The sequence below is a fragment of the Pseudomonas sp. CBS genome, from assembly GCF_024734645.1.
In the GTDB taxonomy this organism is placed as follows: Bacteria; Pseudomonadota; Gammaproteobacteria; order Pseudomonadales; family Pseudomonadaceae; genus Aquipseudomonas.
Genome location: NZ_CP102929.1, coordinates 5925384 through 5940893 on the forward strand (window position 1 = coordinate 5925384; position 15510 = coordinate 5940893).

Annotated in this window: 17 protein-coding genes; 9 read left to right on the forward strand and 8 right to left on the reverse strand. The window is 60.9% G+C overall.

The genetic code is table 11. The features are described 5' to 3' along the window. Positions 1-54 precede the first annotated feature (54 nt). Positions 55-597, forward strand: coding sequence for a helix-turn-helix domain-containing protein (locus NVB75_RS26965; protein WP_258344100.1), 543 nt, complete (start codon positions 55-57; stop codon positions 595-597). 852 nt (positions 598-1449) lie between these two features. Here NVB75_RS26965 and NVB75_RS26970 read toward each other — a convergent pair. Beyond that, the gene (locus tag NVB75_RS26970) at positions 1450-2466 is read right to left on the reverse strand and encodes a DUF4917 family protein (protein ID WP_258344102.1); all 1017 of its coding nucleotides are present in this window, start codon (positions 2464-2466) and stop codon (positions 1450-1452) included. Positions 2467-2593: 127 nt separating this feature from the next. On the opposite strand from NVB75_RS26970, the gene yiaY reads away from it, so the two are divergent. Then, positions 2594-3742 carry an L-threonine dehydrogenase gene (gene yiaY, locus NVB75_RS26975; protein WP_258344103.1) on the forward strand — a complete coding sequence of 383 codons (1149 nt, stop codon included), beginning with the start codon at positions 2594-2596 and terminating at the stop codon, positions 3740-3742. On the opposite strand, the gene NVB75_RS26980 is transcribed toward yiaY, so the two are convergent. Continuing rightward, positions 3709-4896, reverse strand: a complete 1188-nt coding sequence (locus tag NVB75_RS26980; RefSeq protein ID WP_258344105.1) for an MFS transporter — start codon at positions 4894-4896, stop codon at positions 3709-3711. The two genes, yiaY and NVB75_RS26980, sit on opposite strands and share 34 nt — an antisense overlap. A 115-nt stretch (positions 4897-5011) precedes the next feature. Here NVB75_RS26980 and NVB75_RS26985 point away from each other — a divergent pair, with 115 nt between their 5' ends. The 5 genes from NVB75_RS26985 (at position 5012) to NVB75_RS27005 (ending at position 10358) form a co-directional block, all read left to right on the forward strand. Beyond that, complete coding sequence (locus NVB75_RS26985; protein WP_258344106.1) at positions 5012-5686, forward strand: NAD(P)H-binding protein; 675 nt, start codon at positions 5012-5014, stop codon at positions 5684-5686. Beyond that, positions 5687-6598: a LysR substrate-binding domain-containing protein gene (locus NVB75_RS26990; RefSeq protein ID WP_102604146.1), complete on the forward strand. Its 912-nt coding sequence runs from the start codon at positions 5687-5689 to the stop codon at positions 6596-6598. A 240-nt stretch (positions 6599-6838) separates the two neighbouring features. Continuing rightward, positions 6839-8032, forward strand: a complete 1194-nt coding sequence (locus NVB75_RS26995) for a CaiB/BaiF CoA-transferase family protein (RefSeq protein WP_201141194.1) — start codon at positions 6839-6841, stop codon at positions 8030-8032. Next, positions 8029-8967 carry a hydroxymethylglutaryl-CoA lyase gene (locus NVB75_RS27000; RefSeq protein ID WP_258344107.1) on the forward strand — a complete coding sequence of 313 codons (939 nt, stop codon included), beginning with the start codon at positions 8029-8031 and terminating at the stop codon, positions 8965-8967. Before NVB75_RS26995 ends, NVB75_RS27000 begins: the two co-directional genes overlap by 4 nt. Positions 8968-9026: 59 nt before the next feature. Next, positions 9027-10358: an MFS transporter gene (locus NVB75_RS27005; protein ID WP_258344113.1), complete on the forward strand. Its 1332-nt coding sequence runs from the start codon at positions 9027-9029 to the stop codon at positions 10356-10358. On the opposite strand, the gene NVB75_RS27010 is transcribed toward NVB75_RS27005, so the two are convergent. Continuing rightward, positions 10359-10847, reverse strand: coding sequence for a DMT family transporter (locus NVB75_RS27010; RefSeq protein ID WP_177121709.1), 489 nt, complete (start codon positions 10845-10847; stop codon positions 10359-10361). It abuts the gene before it with no gap. Between the two features lie 77 nt (positions 10848-10924). On the opposite strand from NVB75_RS27010, the gene NVB75_RS27015 reads away from it, so the two are divergent. Beyond that, complete coding sequence (locus NVB75_RS27015) at positions 10925-11839, forward strand: LysR family transcriptional regulator (RefSeq protein WP_375378890.1); 915 nt, start codon at positions 10925-10927, stop codon at positions 11837-11839. A gap of 156 nt (positions 11840-11995) precedes the next feature. Further along, complete coding sequence (locus NVB75_RS27020; RefSeq protein WP_258344115.1) at positions 11996-12523, forward strand: DUF4142 domain-containing protein; 528 nt, start codon at positions 11996-11998, stop codon at positions 12521-12523. A 56-nt stretch (positions 12524-12579) separates the two neighbouring features. Here the strand turns inward: NVB75_RS27020 and NVB75_RS27025 are convergent, their stop codons facing one another. The 5 genes from NVB75_RS27025 to NVB75_RS27045 all read right to left on the reverse strand — a co-directional run bounded on the left by NVB75_RS27025 (position 12580) and on the right by NVB75_RS27045 (position 15485). After that, complete coding sequence (locus NVB75_RS27025; RefSeq protein ID WP_258344116.1) at positions 12580-12996, reverse strand: low affinity iron permease family protein; 417 nt, start codon at positions 12994-12996, stop codon at positions 12580-12582. A 109-nt stretch (positions 12997-13105) separates the two neighbouring features. After that, complete coding sequence (locus NVB75_RS27030; protein WP_258344117.1) at positions 13106-13588, reverse strand: methylated-DNA--[protein]-cysteine S-methyltransferase; 483 nt, start codon at positions 13586-13588, stop codon at positions 13106-13108. An 89-nt stretch (positions 13589-13677) separates the two neighbouring features. Further along, positions 13678-14010, reverse strand: coding sequence for a hypothetical protein (locus NVB75_RS27035; RefSeq protein ID WP_258344118.1), 333 nt, complete (start codon positions 14008-14010; stop codon positions 13678-13680). A gap of 22 nt (positions 14011-14032) precedes the next feature. Next, positions 14033-14443, reverse strand: a complete 411-nt coding sequence (locus NVB75_RS27040; protein ID WP_003212074.1) for a type II toxin-antitoxin system HicB family antitoxin — start codon at positions 14441-14443, stop codon at positions 14033-14035. A gap of 133 nt (positions 14444-14576) precedes the next feature. After that, positions 14577-15485, reverse strand: a complete 909-nt coding sequence (locus NVB75_RS27045; protein ID WP_258344119.1) for a LysR family transcriptional regulator — start codon at positions 15483-15485, stop codon at positions 14577-14579. Positions 15486-15510 lie beyond the last annotated feature (25 nt).

Below are 15510 nucleotides of genomic sequence, written 5' to 3' on the forward strand. Positions count from 1 at the left end.
AAGTGTCATTGGCAAGCATTCATCATCGCCTCTTTAATGGATTAACCGCTGCACATGTCTATCCGTTTGAAAATACTGAGAAAAAAACTTGGCGTGACCTTGGAATTGCTCGCGGAAAAATCCGGGATGACCAAGAGTTACCTGTCGAAAGTCGAGCGCGGGTTGAATACGCCGTCGATTGCTGCGGCGCTGAAGTTGGCCAAGGCGTTGAACGTGAAGGTTGAAGAGCTGTTCAGTGAAGACAACGTCAGTCTCGACAGTTACAGCCTGGTGCGTAGTCACGAACGGCAGGCGTTGTCGGGCACCGATGCGTCACCAGGGTATGCGGTGCTGGCGCATCAGGTCAGTGAGCGCAGTTTATTGCCGTTTATCATTTACCCGCCGGCGGAGTTCACCGACAAGACCTTCAAGGAGCATTTGGGGGAGGAGTTTTTGTTTGTGCATGAGGGCCAGGTTGAGGTGGACTTCATGAGTGAGCGGGTGGTGTTGAATCGGGGGGATGCGTTGCATTTCAATGCGCAGAAGCCGCATCGGATTCGGTCGGTGGGGGAGGTTCAGGCGCAGCTTTTGGTGGTGGTGCATAGCGGGGACGAGTGATGCTGGGGGTGGGGGCATATCCGTTTTTTGGGTGAATTTTGATATTGGTTCCGCTCTTACAGCGGCTCACTTTTGAAGAGCGCAAAAGTAAGCAAAACGCTCTTGCCCCACCACTCGGCACCTCGCCTAGGCTCGGTGTGCCCTCACTCCGGCTTTGGACCGTGGGCCGCCGCGATGGGCCATCCTTGGCCCAGCGCGGCTAACCCGGCGTCCTGCCGGGTTACCCACGCTCCAAAGCCTGCGTTCGGCCAGCGTGGTTTAACGGGGCGCCTAAGATCAAGATCAAAAGCAGATCAAGGGCACAGCGGCCTCCCGGCCGGCTTGAGTGTTGAAGAGCAAAAGCCAAATCACAATCTAAAGCGGGCACGGTCCAAATGTGGGAGCGGGCTTGCTCGCGAAGGTCGTTAACGATGACGCGGGCATTCTGGATGAACGCGGCGCTCTCAGGTTTTTCGCGAGCAAGCCCGCTCCCACAGAAAAGCAGATCTGTTTTCGCTCTAGCTTTTGATTTGGCTTTTAACACTCAAGCCGGCCTGTAGGCCGCTGTGCTTTTGCTTTTGATTTTGATCTGACTGCCCCATTCAGCCCGAGGCCGAACGCAGGTATTGCGGAGCGGGTAAACCGGCAGGACGCCGGTTTAGCCGCGCCGGGCCATGGATGGCCCGTCGCGGCGGCCCGCTTCGCGGTGCCGGAGTGAGGGAACACCGAGCCTAAGCGAGGCGCCGACAGGCGGGGCAGAGCCCTTTGCTTACTTTGGGGCTTTTCCAAAGTGAGCCGCTGTAAGAGCGGAACCATAGGCGGCCGTTACCGCAGCAACGGATATGTACACCCCACCAATTCACCCCACCCCCATCACCGCTCCACCGGCACCGAAAACCCCGAATCCCCCAGCGCATGACTACGCGCATCAAAAAACCGCAACTCCACATCCACCCCCTCAAACAACTCCGCAAAACGCCGCTTCTGCTGCTGAATAAACCCCGCACTGCGCCCAAACACCGAAATCGCCAACATCGTGATCTTCGCCTGCCGAATCGCCTGCACCAGATGCACATCCTGCGCGCCGAGGTGATGCCCGAAAATGCAAAGCGCGCCCTCATGACTCAACAACTGCTCATAGCAAAACGACAAATAGTCAGAACTGCGAATGGTCTTCAACTTCTCCTCAACCTTCCCCTCGCTGACAAACAACGGCACATCATCCAGTGTCTTGATCGTATTGTTGATCGCAAAACTGCTCAGCAACGTGCTGTCAGTGGTCGGCAATTTACGCGCCGTACCGTCAAGGTTACGCACCAGGTGCAAACCACCATGCAAATACAAAATGCGCGTGCTGTCGGTGGCGGTATTACGCAGGTCAAAGCTCGCATCCGCACTGCGAAACAGGTCGTCGATACCCGGCGCCTGCAGGATCGCCCAGTAGTTGAGCAGGTCGTAATTGCTGGTGAACACCGTCGGATAACTCGCCAACTCCTGATGAATCGTCGCCAGCGTCGAAGGCTTCACCAGGCGCCACGGAATATGCACGCTGTGGATCGTGTTGATCAGCGCTTCTTTGATCGCGTAGTAGCGATTACGCGGCGCCGCCGAGCTGACCGCCAAGGCCTTGTTGACCCGGCTGGTGGTTTTCAGCGCACCCAGCACCTGTTCGAAACTGCGGGTCTGCATCGCGTCAAACACACTGAGTTCCGACGGGCTCAGGGGTTTTTCTTCCACGGTGCGGGCGTTTTCGAACAGTGAGTCGTAGGCAAAGTCTTCCCACACTGCGCGGCTGGCGCCGTTGCCGATCAGGATCCCGCTGAAGGCGGTACTGCTGCGCAAGGCGTTCCAGTCTTCAAGGTGGGCGTCAAAATCCTGGGAATCCTTCATTGCGGCGGGTCTACTCAAAATCGGCTGGGCGGTGACTTTATCACGAGCGGGCGTTGATCCTGGTCAAGATGCGGCAGGCAATCGAGGTCGATGCTGTAGGCATAACGACTTTCGAGGATTCGCCACCATGAGCAGCACCTTCTTCATTCCATCCGTCAACATCATGGGCATCGACTGCCTCGACGAAGCCATGAATGCGATTCGCAACTACGGTTTTCGCAAGGCGCTGATCGTCACTGACGCCGGGATGGCCAAGGCAGGTGTCGCCAGCATGATCGCCGAGAAACTCGCGATGCAGGACATCGACTCGGTGATCTACGACGGCGCCAAGCCCAACCCGAACGTCGAGAACGTCGAAAAAGGCCTGGCGCTGCTGCAACAGAGTGCCTGTGATTTCGTGGTGTCCCTCGGCGGCGGCTCACCCCATGACTGTGCCAAGGGCATTGCCCTGTGTGCGACCAACGGCGGGCACATCGGCGATTATGAAGGCGTCGATCAGTCGGCCAAACCGCAACTGCCGCTGGTGGCCATCAACACCACCGCCGGCACTGCCAGCGAAATGACCCGCTTCTGCATCATCACCGACGAAACCCGCCACGTGAAAATGGCCATCGTCGACCGCAACGTTACGCCGCTGCTGTCGGTCAACGACCCGGCGCTGATGGTCGGCATGCCCAAGGGCCTGACTGCCGCCACCGGCATGGACGCACTCACCCACGCAATCGAAGCCTACGTGTCCACGGCTGCCAACCCGATCACCGACGCCTGCGCGATCAAGGCCATCGAACTGATCAGCGCCAACCTGCGGATTGCGGTGCGCGACGGCCAAGACATGGCCGCCCGGGAAAACATGGCGTATGCGCAGTTCCTTGCCGGCATGGCCTTCAACAACGCGTCCCTGGGGTTTGTGCACGCCATGGCGCACCAGTTGGGCGGGCTCTATGACTTGCCCCACGGCGTGTGCAATGCGGTGCTGTTGCCCCACGTGCAAAGCTTCAACGCCAGCGTCAGCGCCGAGCGCCTGAGCCATGTGGCACGGGCCCTTGGCGCAGAAATCAAAGGGACGTCGGTGGAAGAGGGCGCCCAGGCGGCCATCGCGGCGATTCGCAGCCTGTCCCAGGACGTGGAAATTCCTGCCGGGTTGCGGGAGCTGGGCGCCAAGTTGCAGGACATCCCGCTGCTGGCGTCCAACGCCCTGAAGGACGCTTGCGGCCTGACCAACCCACGACGCGCGGATCAGCGTCAGATTGAAGAGATCTTCCGCAGCGCGTTCTGATCAGCCCTGGACAGGGCGACGCACAGCAGTGCGCCGCCCGCCAGCACCACGCACAACACCGCCAACGGCCAGGCCTGCTGACTCGCCAACAGGCTGGCCACGCCGCCGATCGCCGCCGCCATCAACTGATGCATGAAACCGCTCAAGGCCATGGCGTAGGACCCGCTCACCGGTGATTCATCATTGGCCAGCGACAGGCTGATGGGATAACTCATCGACTGCCCGAACACCGCCAGGCAATACGGCAGCCACAGCAGGATCGCCAGCCCGTTGGCAAACAGGCTGCCCAGCAACATCGTCGCGCTGCCGCACATCACCAACGCCACGCCCCAACTCATCATCGACAGGCGCCCGGTGCGGGCGACCAGGCGATTGACCATCAGCGCCCCTGCCAGATACGCCCCGCTGATCGGCCAGCCGAGCCAGCCATATTGCGCGGCGCTCCACTGAAAATGGCCCTGCAAAATCAACGGTGCGCAGGTGTTGAAGGCGATGATCACCCCGTAACCCAAACCGCCCGCCAGCGCAGGTCGCAGGAACGCCGGATGGCGCAGGATCGTGCCGTAGATGCGCCAGGCCGAGACGTGTCCAGAGGCTTTTTCCAATCTCGGAAATACCACCCGTTGCAGCGCTATCATCAAGCCGACAGCCGCCATCGACAGCCCATAAAAGATCGCCTCCCAGCCAAACGCCACCTGCAACAGCGAGCCCACAAACTGCCCGATGCCCAAGGCGATCACGAACGTCATGCCCAGCCACGACAACCCTTTAGCCAACAGCGCACCGCTGAAACTGTCGCGAACCAGCACCCGCGCCATCACCGACACACCGCCCGCGCCGAGGCCTTGAACCAGCCGCAGGCCGAGGAACGATTCGAGGCTGTAGGCGGACGGAATCACCGCACTGGCCAGCGCATACAACGCCAACGCTGCCAGCAACACCGGCTTTCTGCCCAGGCGCTCACCGAGGCTGCCCCAGAGCAGCATCGGCAACGCCATGCCGATCAAATACACCGCCAGGGCCAGTGCCACCTGATCCTCGGCGGCTGGCAACGCGTGGGCAATCGCGGGTACGGCAGGTAAATAGCTGCTGATGCCAACCTGGGACAGAAAGGCCGCGCTGCAGGCGATGGCGAGGGTCGTGGTGCTTTTCAAGGGGCAAAACATCCTATTGAGCAGTAAGCTGCAAGCCGCAAGCTACAAGCTGCTAGTGTGTTTGTCTCTACCTGGCAGCTTGAAGCTAACCGCTTGTCGCTTAGGAACCAACCTTATGAGAGTTCTATTATTCGGCGCCACCGGCATGGTCGGCCAGGGCGTGTTGCGCGAGTGCCTGCTGGCCGGTGACGTGCAGGAAGTGGTCGCTGTCGGCCGTACCGCACTGGCCCAGGAACACGGCAAGCTGCATCAGGTGCTGCATGCCGATATGTTCGATTTCCAGCCCCTGGAGCATCTGCTGCAAGGCTTCGATGCCTGCTTCTTTTGCCTGGGCGTTTCCTCGGTGGGCATGGACGAAGTCAAGTACACCCATTTGACCTACGACCTGACCCTGGTGGCCGCCAGCACCCTGGCTCGGCTCAATCCGCAGATGACCTTCATCTACGTGTCCGGCGCCGGTACCGACAGCAGCGAAACCGGCAAAACCATGTGGGCGCGGATCAAGGGCAAGACCGAGAATGCCCTGCTGCGCCTGCCGTTCAAGGCCGTGTACCTGTTCCGTCCCGGGGTGATCCAGCCGTTGCACGGTGTGCGTTCGAAAACCCCGCTCTACCAATCCCTCTACACCGTCACCGGCCCGCTGTTGTCATTGCTGCGCCATGTGCGGCCGGCCTGGGTGGTGAGCACTGAAACCGTTGGCCGCGCGATGCTCTCGGCCGTCCGGCACGGCGCACCTCTGCCGGTGGTGGAGCAGGCCGATATCAATCGCCTGGCCACCGAGCGCGCCTAGATGCTGCACAAAAGCCTGGTTCGTCGCCTTGATCTGATCACGCTGCAGTTGTTTGTGGCGGTGCATGAAGAAGGCACGCTGACCCGCGCCGCCGCCCGTGAAGCCATCGCGGTCTCGGCGGCCAGCAAGCGTTTGATGGAATTGGAACAGGTGCTGGGCGTGAGCCTGTTTGTGCGCCAGGCCAAGGGCATGCAGCTCACGGCCGCCGGCGAGACCTTGCTGCACCATGCGCGGCAGATGCTGTTCAACGTCGAGAAGATGGGCCTGGAACTGGGCGAACACAGCCACGGCGTGCGCGGTTATGTGCGGATGCTGGCGAACCTTTCGGCGATCATTCAGTTCCTGCCGGAAGATTTGCGCGACTTTTCCGCGCTGCACCCGCAGGTCAAAGCTGACCTGGAAGAGCGGCCCAGCAATGGCGTGGTCCAGGGCGTGATCGATGGGGTGGCGGACCTGGGCATCTGTTCCAGCGACACCGATACCAAAGGCCTGCCCGGCGTGACCTATCGCCGGGACAAGCTGGTGGTGCTGATGCCGGCGGATCACCCGTTGGCGTCGCGCAAGACCCTGGCGTTCGCCGAAACGCTGGACAGCGACTACGTGGGGCTGCATTCCGCCAGTTCGATCAACATGCGCACCCACGCGGCGGCGCGGGAGGCGGGCAAGGTGCTGCGCCTGCGGATCCATGTGCCGGGCTTTGATGCCATGTGCCGGATGGTCCAGGCCAACATGGGCATCGGCATCCTGCCGCAAAAGGCCTATGAATTGTTTGGCCGGGCACTGGGCTTGCACGCGGTGCCGCTGACGGATGCCTGGTCGGATCGCAGCCTGATCCTGGTGGTGCGTGATGAAGCGCAGCTGTCACCGGTGAGTCGGTTGTTGTTCGATTACCTGCGGCGGGAGCAGGCGTAAGCAAACCCTGTGGCGAGGGAGCTTGCTGTGGCGAGGGAGCTTGCTCCCGCTGGGCTGCGTAGCAGCCCTAAAAAAAGCCGGGAGCGCTACGCACTCCAGCGGGAGCAAGCTCCCTCGCCACAACCAGCCCTTACTCAAGCGTTCGCATTTCGCGAACGCTCGTTGCCAACTGACGGTTGGATTTCTACTGCCCGTGTCCTCTAGCCTTGGCCCACATTCCAAGAACAAGAGGTACACCCCATGACGGCTCCCCTGAGCGGTATCAAGGTGATCGAGATCGGCACCCTGATTGCCGCGCCCTTCGCCGCCCGGCTGATGGCCGAGTTTGGCGCCGAGGTGATCAAGATCGAAGCCATGGGGCAGGGCGATCCGCTTCGCAAATGGCGAAAGCTGCACGAAGGCACCTCGCTGTGGTGGTACCTGCAATCGCGTAACAAGAAGTCCCTGGCCCTGGACCTCAAGTCGGCAGAAGGCCTGGACCTGGTCAAACAATTGCTGGGCGACGCCGACGTGCTGATCGAAAACCTGCGTCCCGGCGGCCTGGAAAAACTCGGCCTGGGCTGGGACGTGCTGCACGCCCTCAATCCCAAGCTGACCTTGGTGCGTATCTCGGGCTACGGCCAGACCGGCCCCTACCGCGACCGCCCGGGCTTTGGTGCCATCGGCGAGGCCATGGGCGGGATTCGCTACACCACCGGCAACCCGGACTCGCCACCGGCGCGGGTCGGCGTCAGCCTCGGTGATTCCCTGGCCTCGCTGCACGGCGTGATCGGCGCGCTGATGTCGCTGCTGCGGGTCAAGACCGGCCAGGGCGACGGCCAGATTGTCGACGTGTCCCTGGCCGAAAGTGTGTTCAACCTGATGGAAAGCCTGGTACCGGAATACGACATGCTCGGCCATGTGCGCGAACGCAGCGGCGGCGCCTTGCCCGGCATCGCACCCTCCAACACTTACCTGACCGCCGACGGCGCCTATGTGGTGATCGCCGGCAACAGCGACCCGATCTACAAACGCCTGATGCTCGCCATCGGCCGTGCCGACCTGGCCGAAGCGCCGGAGTTTGCCCACAACGATGGCCGCGCCGCCAAGAGCGGCCTGCTCGACGCCGCCATTACCCACTGGACCAGCAGCCTGCCCATCGACCAGGTGCTCAGCGCCCTGGAAGCCGCCGAAGTACCGGCAGGGCGCATCTATTCAGTGGCCGATATCGTCGCCGACCCGCACTACCAGGCCCGCGATATGTTGCTCAGCGCCGACCTGCCCGGCGGCCTCACGGTGAAGATGCCCGGCATCGTGCCCAAACTCTCGGAAACCCCCGGCGCCGTGAACTGGCAGGGCCCAAGCCTTGGCCAGCACACCGATGCAATCCTCGGCGACCTGGGCTTGAGCGGGGCCGATATTCAACGCCTGAAAACCTCGGGAGTGGTGCAATGAAAAGCTATTCCGATGCCTTGATCGTGCAGGAAGTCTCGCCTCGGGACGGCCTGCAAATCGAGCCGACCTGGGTCGAGACGGTCGACAAGATCGCGTTGATCGACCAACTGTCCCTGGCGGGATTTTCCCGGATCGAAGCCGGTTCGTTTGTTTCTCCCAAGGCCATTCCCGCCTTGCGCGATGGTGAGCAGGTGTTCCAAGGCATCACCCGCCGCCCCGGGATTATCTATGTGGCGTTGATCCCCAACCTCAAGGGCGCCCAGCGCGCCGTCGAGTCCCGGGCCGATGAGTTGAACCTGGTGATGTCCGCCAGCCAGACCCACAACCTGGCGAATATGCGCATGCGCTGCGAAGCCTCGTTGGCGGCGTTCGGCGACATCGTGAGTTTTGCTGCCGACTATCCGGTGCGCCTCAACGGCAGCATCGCCACCACCTTCGGCTGCCCGTTCGAGGGCAAGATTGATGAAGACCGTGTGCTGCAATGGGTCGATGCCTACCGCGAGCTGGGCATCCAGGGCATCAGCCTGGCGGACACCACCGGCATGGCCAATCCGCGTCAGGTCGAGCGCCTGGTCTCGCGTGTGCTGGAGCGTATTCCGGCGAGCGACCTGACCCTGCATTTTCACAACACCCGCGGTCTGGGTTTGTGCAATGTGCTGGCCGCCTACGAGGCCGGAGCGCGACGGTTTGATGCGGCGTTGGGCGGCCTCGGCGGCTGCCCGTTTGCTCCGGGCGCGTCGGGCAATATCTGCACCGAAGACCTGGTCAACCTGTGCGACGAAGTCGGGATTCACACCGGCATCGACCTGCCGCACTTGCTGAAAGTGTCGCGGCAATTGCCGGCCTTGCTCGGCCATGAATTGCCGGGCCAGGTGGCCAAGGCCGGGCGCAATTGCGACCTGCATCCGCCACCGGCCTACATCGCCACCTTGTAAACCGCCACCAGACAACAAAAACAATCGGACGCCTGCGAGCAGTCCGCTGGAGAGAAACAATGAGCCTTAATACGTTGGAGGCCGGCGTGCGCCCGGCCGCTGAGCACGATGCCGAAAAAGCCCTGGTCAGCAAGGTCGCCTGGCGCCTGATGCCGCTGATCATGGTCTGCTACCTGTTCGCATTTTTTGACCGTATCAACATCAGCTTCGCCAAGTTCCAACTGCAGACTGACCTGAGTTTGAGCGACACCGCCTACGGCCTCGGCGCCGGGCTGTTTGTGGTCGGCTATGTGATCTTCGAAGTGCCGAGCAACATGATGCTGTACAAGGTCGGCGCCCGCCGCTGGATCGCGCGCATCATGATGTCGTGGGGGCTGGCGACGGCCGCCATGGTGTTCGTCACGGCCGAATGGCAGTTCTACGTGCTGCGTTTCATCATCGGTGCGATGGAGGCCGGGTTTGCCCCGGGCGTGTTGTATTACCTGACGTTGTGGTTCCCGCAGCATTACCGTGGGCGCATCACGTCGATGCTGTTCCTGGCGTCGGCGTTTGCCGGGCTGGTGGGCGCGCCGTTCTCCGGGCTGGTGCTGGAACACCTCGATGGCGTGCTGCAAATGCGCGGCTGGCATTGGTTGTTCTTGCTCGGTGGTTTGCCTTGCGTTGGCCTGGGTTTCCTGGTGCTCAAGTTGCTCAAGGACCGCATCGAGGATGCCCACTGGTTGACCTCGGCGGAGAAGACGTTACTGGCCAGCCGCATTGCCGTGCATGAACCCCACAAGAGCGGTGGCTCGCTGCTCGCGGCACTGCGTATTCCCGGTTTCCTGATGCTGGGCTTTATCTACTTCCTGATCCAGGTAGCGTCCTACGGCCTCAACTTCTGGGCGCCGCAACTGATCCGCAGCGCCGGCACCCAGAGCCCGGTGATGATCGGCCTGCTGACGGCGATTCCCTATGTCTGCGGTGCCATCAGCATGGTGGTGATCGGGCGTTTGTCCGACGCTACCGGCGAGCGCCGCAAGTTTGTCAGCGGCCTGGTGGCGCTGGGCGCGGTGGGGTTCTTTTGTGCGGGGATCTTTGCCGATCACACCACGTTCCTGATCGTCGCTTTGAGCTTGCTTGGCGCGGGCATCATCGCTTCGATCCCGGCCTTCTGGACCTTGCCGCCGAAGCTGTTGGCCGGTGCCGGGGCGGGCGCGGCGGGCGGGATTGCGGTGATCAACACCCTGGGCCAGTTTGGCGGCATCGTCAGCCCGGTGATGGTCGGCCGGATCAAGGACCTGACCGGCAGCACCACGCCGGCGCTGTATGTCATCGGCGTGTGTGCGCTGCTGGCGGCGGCGCTGTTGCTGTGGGGCTTGCCGCAGAAACTGCGCACCCTCGACAAGCGCTGATCAGCCGGCGGTCACCAGCGATCGGGTGGGCGTGGCGCTGAACTGAATCAGTGCTACGCCACCGATCAACATCAACGCCCCGATCAACCGGGGCGCGGTGAGTTGGCGTTCCACCAGCCCGAACAGGCCGAAGTGATCCAGCATCAGCGAAGCGATGATCTGCCCGGCCATCGCCAGGGCGATAAACCCCGAAGCGCCGAGCTTGGGCATCAGGATCAGTGCCAGCGAGATAAAGCACACGCCGAACGCACCGCCGCTCCACATCCACAGCGGCGCCTTGGTGATAAAGCCAAGGTTGGGCAGCGGCAGGCGCAGGGCCAGGATCACCGGCAGCAGCACGATAATGCTCACCAGCAGCGAGGCGAGGGTGGCCCACAACGGATGGCCCAGGCCGCGTCCCAGGTTGGCATTGATCGCGCTTTGAAACGGCACCACTGCCCCGGCGAACGCAGCCAACAGCAACAAACCTACCCAATGCAACGTTGTCATGATCAATCTCCCAGAGGTTTTGCTGGACTCTAGGCTATTCGTCGCGCAAATTTAAATTCCAGGTTCTTATGCAGAACATGCAGCTGATGAATGATCTACGACGCATCGACCTTAACCTGCTGGTGATCCTCGACGCCTTGCTGAGCGAGCAGCACGTCACCCGTGCCGCCGAGCGCCTGCACTTGAGCCAGCCGGCGGTAAGCCACGCCCTGGCGCGGTTGCGGGATTTGCTCGGTGATCCGTTGCTGGTACGCCAGGGCAGTTCGTTGGTGCCCACTGCGCGCGCCCTGGAGTTGGCAATGCCGCTGGCGGAGGCGTTGGCCCAGGTGCAGGCGTTGCTGGCCCCCAATCGCTTCGATCCAGCCTCGGCCAAACGCACCTTCCGGGTGGCGATGTCGGACTACAGTGCAGCGATATTCTTGCCGGGGCTGGTGCGCACCTTGCGCCGGGAAGCGCCGGGGATTGATTTGCAGATTATCCAGGCCAGTCGCGAAGGGATGCTGGATGGCGTGCTGAATGGCGATATCGACCTGGCTGCCGGGGTGTTTCCCGACATGCCTGCCGAACTGCGCAGCACGCCGTTATTTGAAGAGCATTACGTGTGCCTGGTGGACCGTGACAGCCTGCCTGACAACGGCGTGCTTGACCTGCCCACTTACCTGGCGCGCCCCCACGTGTTACTGGAAATGTGTGGCAGCGGAACACCGGAAATCGAACGGGCGCTGACGGCGATTCGCGAGCGCCGACACGTGGCTATCAGCTTGCCTCATTGGGGTGTCGCGCCGCAGTTGATCCAGGGCACGGACCTGGTGCTTACCGTGTCGTCTCGCGGGCTGCTCAATATTGATCACGAACGGCTATTGGCCGTGCCGCCGCCGTTTCATATCCCGTCGTTTGCGTTTGTGCTGGCATGGCATTCGCGGCGGGGGGGAGACCCGGCGTTGCAATGGTTGAATGGGCAGGTGCAGGGCGTATTGTCTGAGCGCGGTTGATAAATACCGTGTTTGTTACCGGGCCTGTTTGGCAGCAGGGCATGACGACCGTTCGTCGCACTAACAAGTTTTTTCTAAACCTTTACCGCCCTGAAAATTCAGATTCAGGGCGGGGGTCGTTTCCCTGCACCTGTTTATTACCTGGAGGAACCCATCATGAGCCGCATGGCTATCCGGTTACGCACCGCCAGTTTCGCGATGCTGCTGGGCCTCGGCGCCAGCAGTGCTTTCGCCCAGTCGCCTGCCGATTTCATCGAGCAGGCTTCGGCCAAGGGCATGGCCGATATCGAGACCAGCCGCATGGCACACGCCAAGACTTCGTCCCAAGAGATCAAGGACTACACCATCGAAGTCATCAATGAACGTACCCTGGCCAATCAGCACCTGGCGGCCATCGCCAAGAAGCTCGATTTGCCGGTGGCCCCACGGGACAAGATCGTCGACAAGGCTGAATCGCTGATGCCCGAGCTCAAGGACGGCGATTCGTTTGACGCCGCCTACACCGCCCAGCAGATCAAGGCCAATGAAGACGCGATCGCATTGTTCAAGCAGGAAGGCGCCGAGTCGGACATTCCGGAAATAAAGGCCCTGGTGGATGAGACCCTGCCCAAGTTGGAGGAACGCCTGGAGAAAGCCCGGGCGCTGGCCTCGACTTACGGTAAAGGGCACCAGGGCGACGGTTGATTGCCTTGAGTCGTTCATAAAAAACGGCGATTGGATAAGCTCCAACCGCCGTTTTTTTACGCCTGATTCAGGTCGGTCTTGGGCTGTGCACGTTCAGTCGTCAGCGTGGTGACGGTGATGGTTTCTTCGCTGTCGCCCATGGTCTTGTATTCCTTGCGCAACTTCTCAAGCTGCTTGCGATCAAGGCCATCAAGGCTTAGCACCGCGTTTTGCGCGTCTTTGGTGGCGCGCAGCAGTTCGTCGATCTTGATATGCAAAATGTCGTTGTCGCGGTTTTGCGTGTTCTGGATCAGGAACACCATCAGGAAGGTGATGATGGTGGTGGAGGTGTTGATGATCAGCTGCCACGTGTCGTTGTAGTGGAAATAAGGCCCGCTCAAACTCCACAGGAGGATCAACGCTACCGCCGCGTAGAACGTGCGGGCGCTGCCTGCCCAGCGGGACAGGGATTGTGAGATGGCGGAGAATTTCATGACCGTTTTCCTTAAAGGGTGGGTGATGAAAATACTGACCGCAGGCGTGCGCTGAAATTTCTTTTTACAATTGAGCGATTGAACAAGGTTATACAATTTTTGCCGGGCTTCAGGCGTGTTCCTCCAGCTCCAGCAGATACTGTTTGGCCTCAAGTCCGCCGGCGAACCCGGTCAGCCCGCCCGAGGCACCAATCACCCGATGGCACGGTGCGACAATCGAAATCGGATTGCGCCCGTTGGCTGCGCCGACGGCACGCACGGCCTTGGGGCTACCAATCTGCGCGGCTATCTGGCTGTAGCTGCGGGTTTCCCCGAACGGGATGGTCAGCAGCGCTTGCCAGACTTTCTTCTGGAAGTCGGTGCCGGCAAAGTCCAGTTCCAGCTCGAAACGGTTGCGGGTACCTGCGAAATACTCCTTCAACTGCCGCTCGGTTTCCTCCAACACCGGGCTGTTGTTGGCCTCTTGCAGGGCACCCAAGCGAACACGGTTGGGGCGTTCTTTTTCCCAGAGGATGGCGGTGAGTTTTCCGTCACGGGCCACGAGGGTCAGTTGGCCGACGGGGGAGGGCATGTATTTGTATTCATAGGACATGGTCGGACTCCTTGAGGGTGTATGGCTCCACTGTAGATAGGGCGGCCTAGGGTGGAACTACGTTTCTTGCGGTCGAATTCGCGACCGACTTAGAAGTTCCAGTAAACCCAATCGGCGTAATACGGGTACCAATAAAACCACGAGAACCCGTACAGCGCCTTGAGTACCGATGCCGTGCCGATGACAAAAAATGAAGCGATGTTGAGCAGCGTGATGATCACGGCAAATACGGTTACACGTCGGCTGGCATGCAGTTGGGCAAACCGGGCGCCATAAACGGAGGCCGTGATGGACGCCAGCACCCAAACGAGTCCCAGCGGAAAGGGCAGCCTGAGGAACGAGAGCAGCAGAGGCGCGATCAGCACCCAGCCCAACACCTTGCGCAGTACGGGTTTTGGAGTGCGTTGTGCGGGAGGGAGCATTGAACGGTTCCTTGAAGTGCCGTCACCGGTCTTGTTGCAACACTTTGAGCGCAGCAGACGCAAGAAAGCCCGAGCGGCTTTTTTCTTCCGGATGATGCAGGACGTATTCGTCAATGCGGTTCAGCAGGTAGCCGGGCAACGTGATGTTGAGTTTCTGTGCCTTGCCCAGGTACTTGGTGACATCAATATCCACCACAGCCCAAGTGCAGCCGGCATATTGCGGGTTGGCAGCATGGAGGGTGACTTTCTGCGCTGTAGGAATGGGCGCACCGTCTTCTGCGAGGATCTCGAAGTGGCCTTCGATCGCTTCGCGGGCCATGGCCATGGCGTCGTCCAGATCATCTCCAGCTGAGAAGCAACCGGGAATGTCCGGGACTTCCACACCCCAGGCATGGTCCTCGTCACCGGTTGAAATTGCGATTGGGTACAGCATGTTTGTTGTCCTCAAAAAGGTGTTCACTATAACCACCAATTTTGAGTTCTCAACGCCGTACCTATCATTTGAGACGGCCGACTTTTCCCGCTGAGGGGTAGGAAATGTACTGGGTACTTACTGGTTGGAGCTATTAGGCATCTTTACGAGCTTGTAACAATTCATCAATCACGGTCAGAAATGCCGTGACCATTAAACTCCGCCCATCAGCACGCGTAAGAACAAGCAGTTGCGCGTACGCATCTGAATCCACCAACGGCCGATACGTCACGCCCTTATTCATCAAACTCTGAGTACATTCCGGCACCAGTGCCACACCTTGTCCCGCCGCCACCAGTGCAATGATCGAGGTAATTTGCCGCCCCGACGGCCCGGCCCGCAGTGGCAAACCCTTATGCCGATATAGCTGTTCAATGGACTGGTTAAGCCCCGAGCCATAATCGGCTGGAAACAGAATTAACGGATACCCACTCAACTGCGCCAGGCTGACCTCGGCCTGGTTGGCCAACGGGCTGTCGCTGGACACCGCAGCGACCAGCCGCTCCTCACCCAACGACAAGGCTTGTACCTCAGTCTGACCTTCCTGGGGCAGTAACCGGCTCAGGCCGATATCCAGGCGCCCATCAGCCACCTGCGCGCCCAGGCTCCCGGAGGCGCATTCCACCAGCGTCAATTGCACATCGGGAAAGCGTTGGGCGAAGGCTTGAATCGCCTGGCTGAACAAGTCCGAGAGGGCTATGGAACTCACGTAACCGAGCGCCAGTTGCCCGGCGGCGCCTGCGGCCAGTTTGCTGGCGATGACTTCGGCGAGGTCGACCTGCTCCAGCACCGCCCGTGCGTAGGGCAGGAACGAGCGGCCCTGAGGCGTGAGCGAAACCGTGCGACTGGTGCGGTCGAACAGGCGAAACCCCAGTTCAGCCTCCAGCGCGGAAATCTGCCGGGTCAACGGTGGCTGGGCCAGGTGCAGGCGAATGGCGGCGCGACCGAAGTGCAATTCTTCGGCGACGGTCAGAAAGTAACGCAGCTTGCGTAGGTCGAGCATCCTGGCCCCAGGGTATTGATCGGTC

Coding starts and splice junctions, on each gene's coding strand:
- NVB75_RS26965 (WP_258344100.1), top strand. CDS start 55: ATGTCTATCCGTTTGAAAATACTGAGAAAAAAACTTGGCGTGACCTTG.
- NVB75_RS26970 (WP_258344102.1), bottom strand. CDS start 2,466: ATGAAGGATTCCCAGGATTTTGACGCCCACCTTGAAGACTGGAACGCC.
- yiaY (WP_258344103.1), top strand. CDS start 2,594: ATGAGCAGCACCTTCTTCATTCCATCCGTCAACATCATGGGCATCGAC.
- NVB75_RS26985 (WP_258344106.1), top strand. CDS start 5,012: ATGAGAGTTCTATTATTCGGCGCCACCGGCATGGTCGGCCAGGGCGTG.
- NVB75_RS26990 (WP_102604146.1), top strand. CDS start 5,687: ATGCTGCACAAAAGCCTGGTTCGTCGCCTTGATCTGATCACGCTGCAG.
- NVB75_RS26995 (WP_201141194.1), top strand. CDS start 6,839: ATGACGGCTCCCCTGAGCGGTATCAAGGTGATCGAGATCGGCACCCTG.
- NVB75_RS27000 (WP_258344107.1), top strand. CDS start 8,029: ATGAAAAGCTATTCCGATGCCTTGATCGTGCAGGAAGTCTCGCCTCGG.
- NVB75_RS27005 (WP_258344113.1), top strand. CDS start 9,027: ATGAGCCTTAATACGTTGGAGGCCGGCGTGCGCCCGGCCGCTGAGCAC.
- NVB75_RS27010 (WP_177121709.1), bottom strand. CDS start 10,847: ATGACAACGTTGCATTGGGTAGGTTTGTTGCTGTTGGCTGCGTTCGCC.
- NVB75_RS27015 (WP_375378890.1), top strand. CDS start 10,925: ATGCAGCTGATGAATGATCTACGACGCATCGACCTTAACCTGCTGGTG.
- NVB75_RS27020 (WP_258344115.1), top strand. CDS start 11,996: ATGAGCCGCATGGCTATCCGGTTACGCACCGCCAGTTTCGCGATGCTG.
- NVB75_RS27025 (WP_258344116.1), bottom strand. CDS start 12,996: ATGAAATTCTCCGCCATCTCACAATCCCTGTCCCGCTGGGCAGGCAGC.
- NVB75_RS27030 (WP_258344117.1), bottom strand. CDS start 13,588: ATGTCCTATGAATACAAATACATGCCCTCCCCCGTCGGCCAACTGACC.
- NVB75_RS27035 (WP_258344118.1), bottom strand. CDS start 14,010: ATGCTCCCTCCCGCACAACGCACTCCAAAACCCGTACTGCGCAAGGTG.
- NVB75_RS27040 (WP_003212074.1), bottom strand. CDS start 14,443: ATGCTGTACCCAATCGCAATTTCAACCGGTGACGAGGACCATGCCTGG.
- NVB75_RS27045 (WP_258344119.1), bottom strand. CDS start 15,485: ATGCTCGACCTACGCAAGCTGCGTTACTTTCTGACCGTCGCCGAAGAA.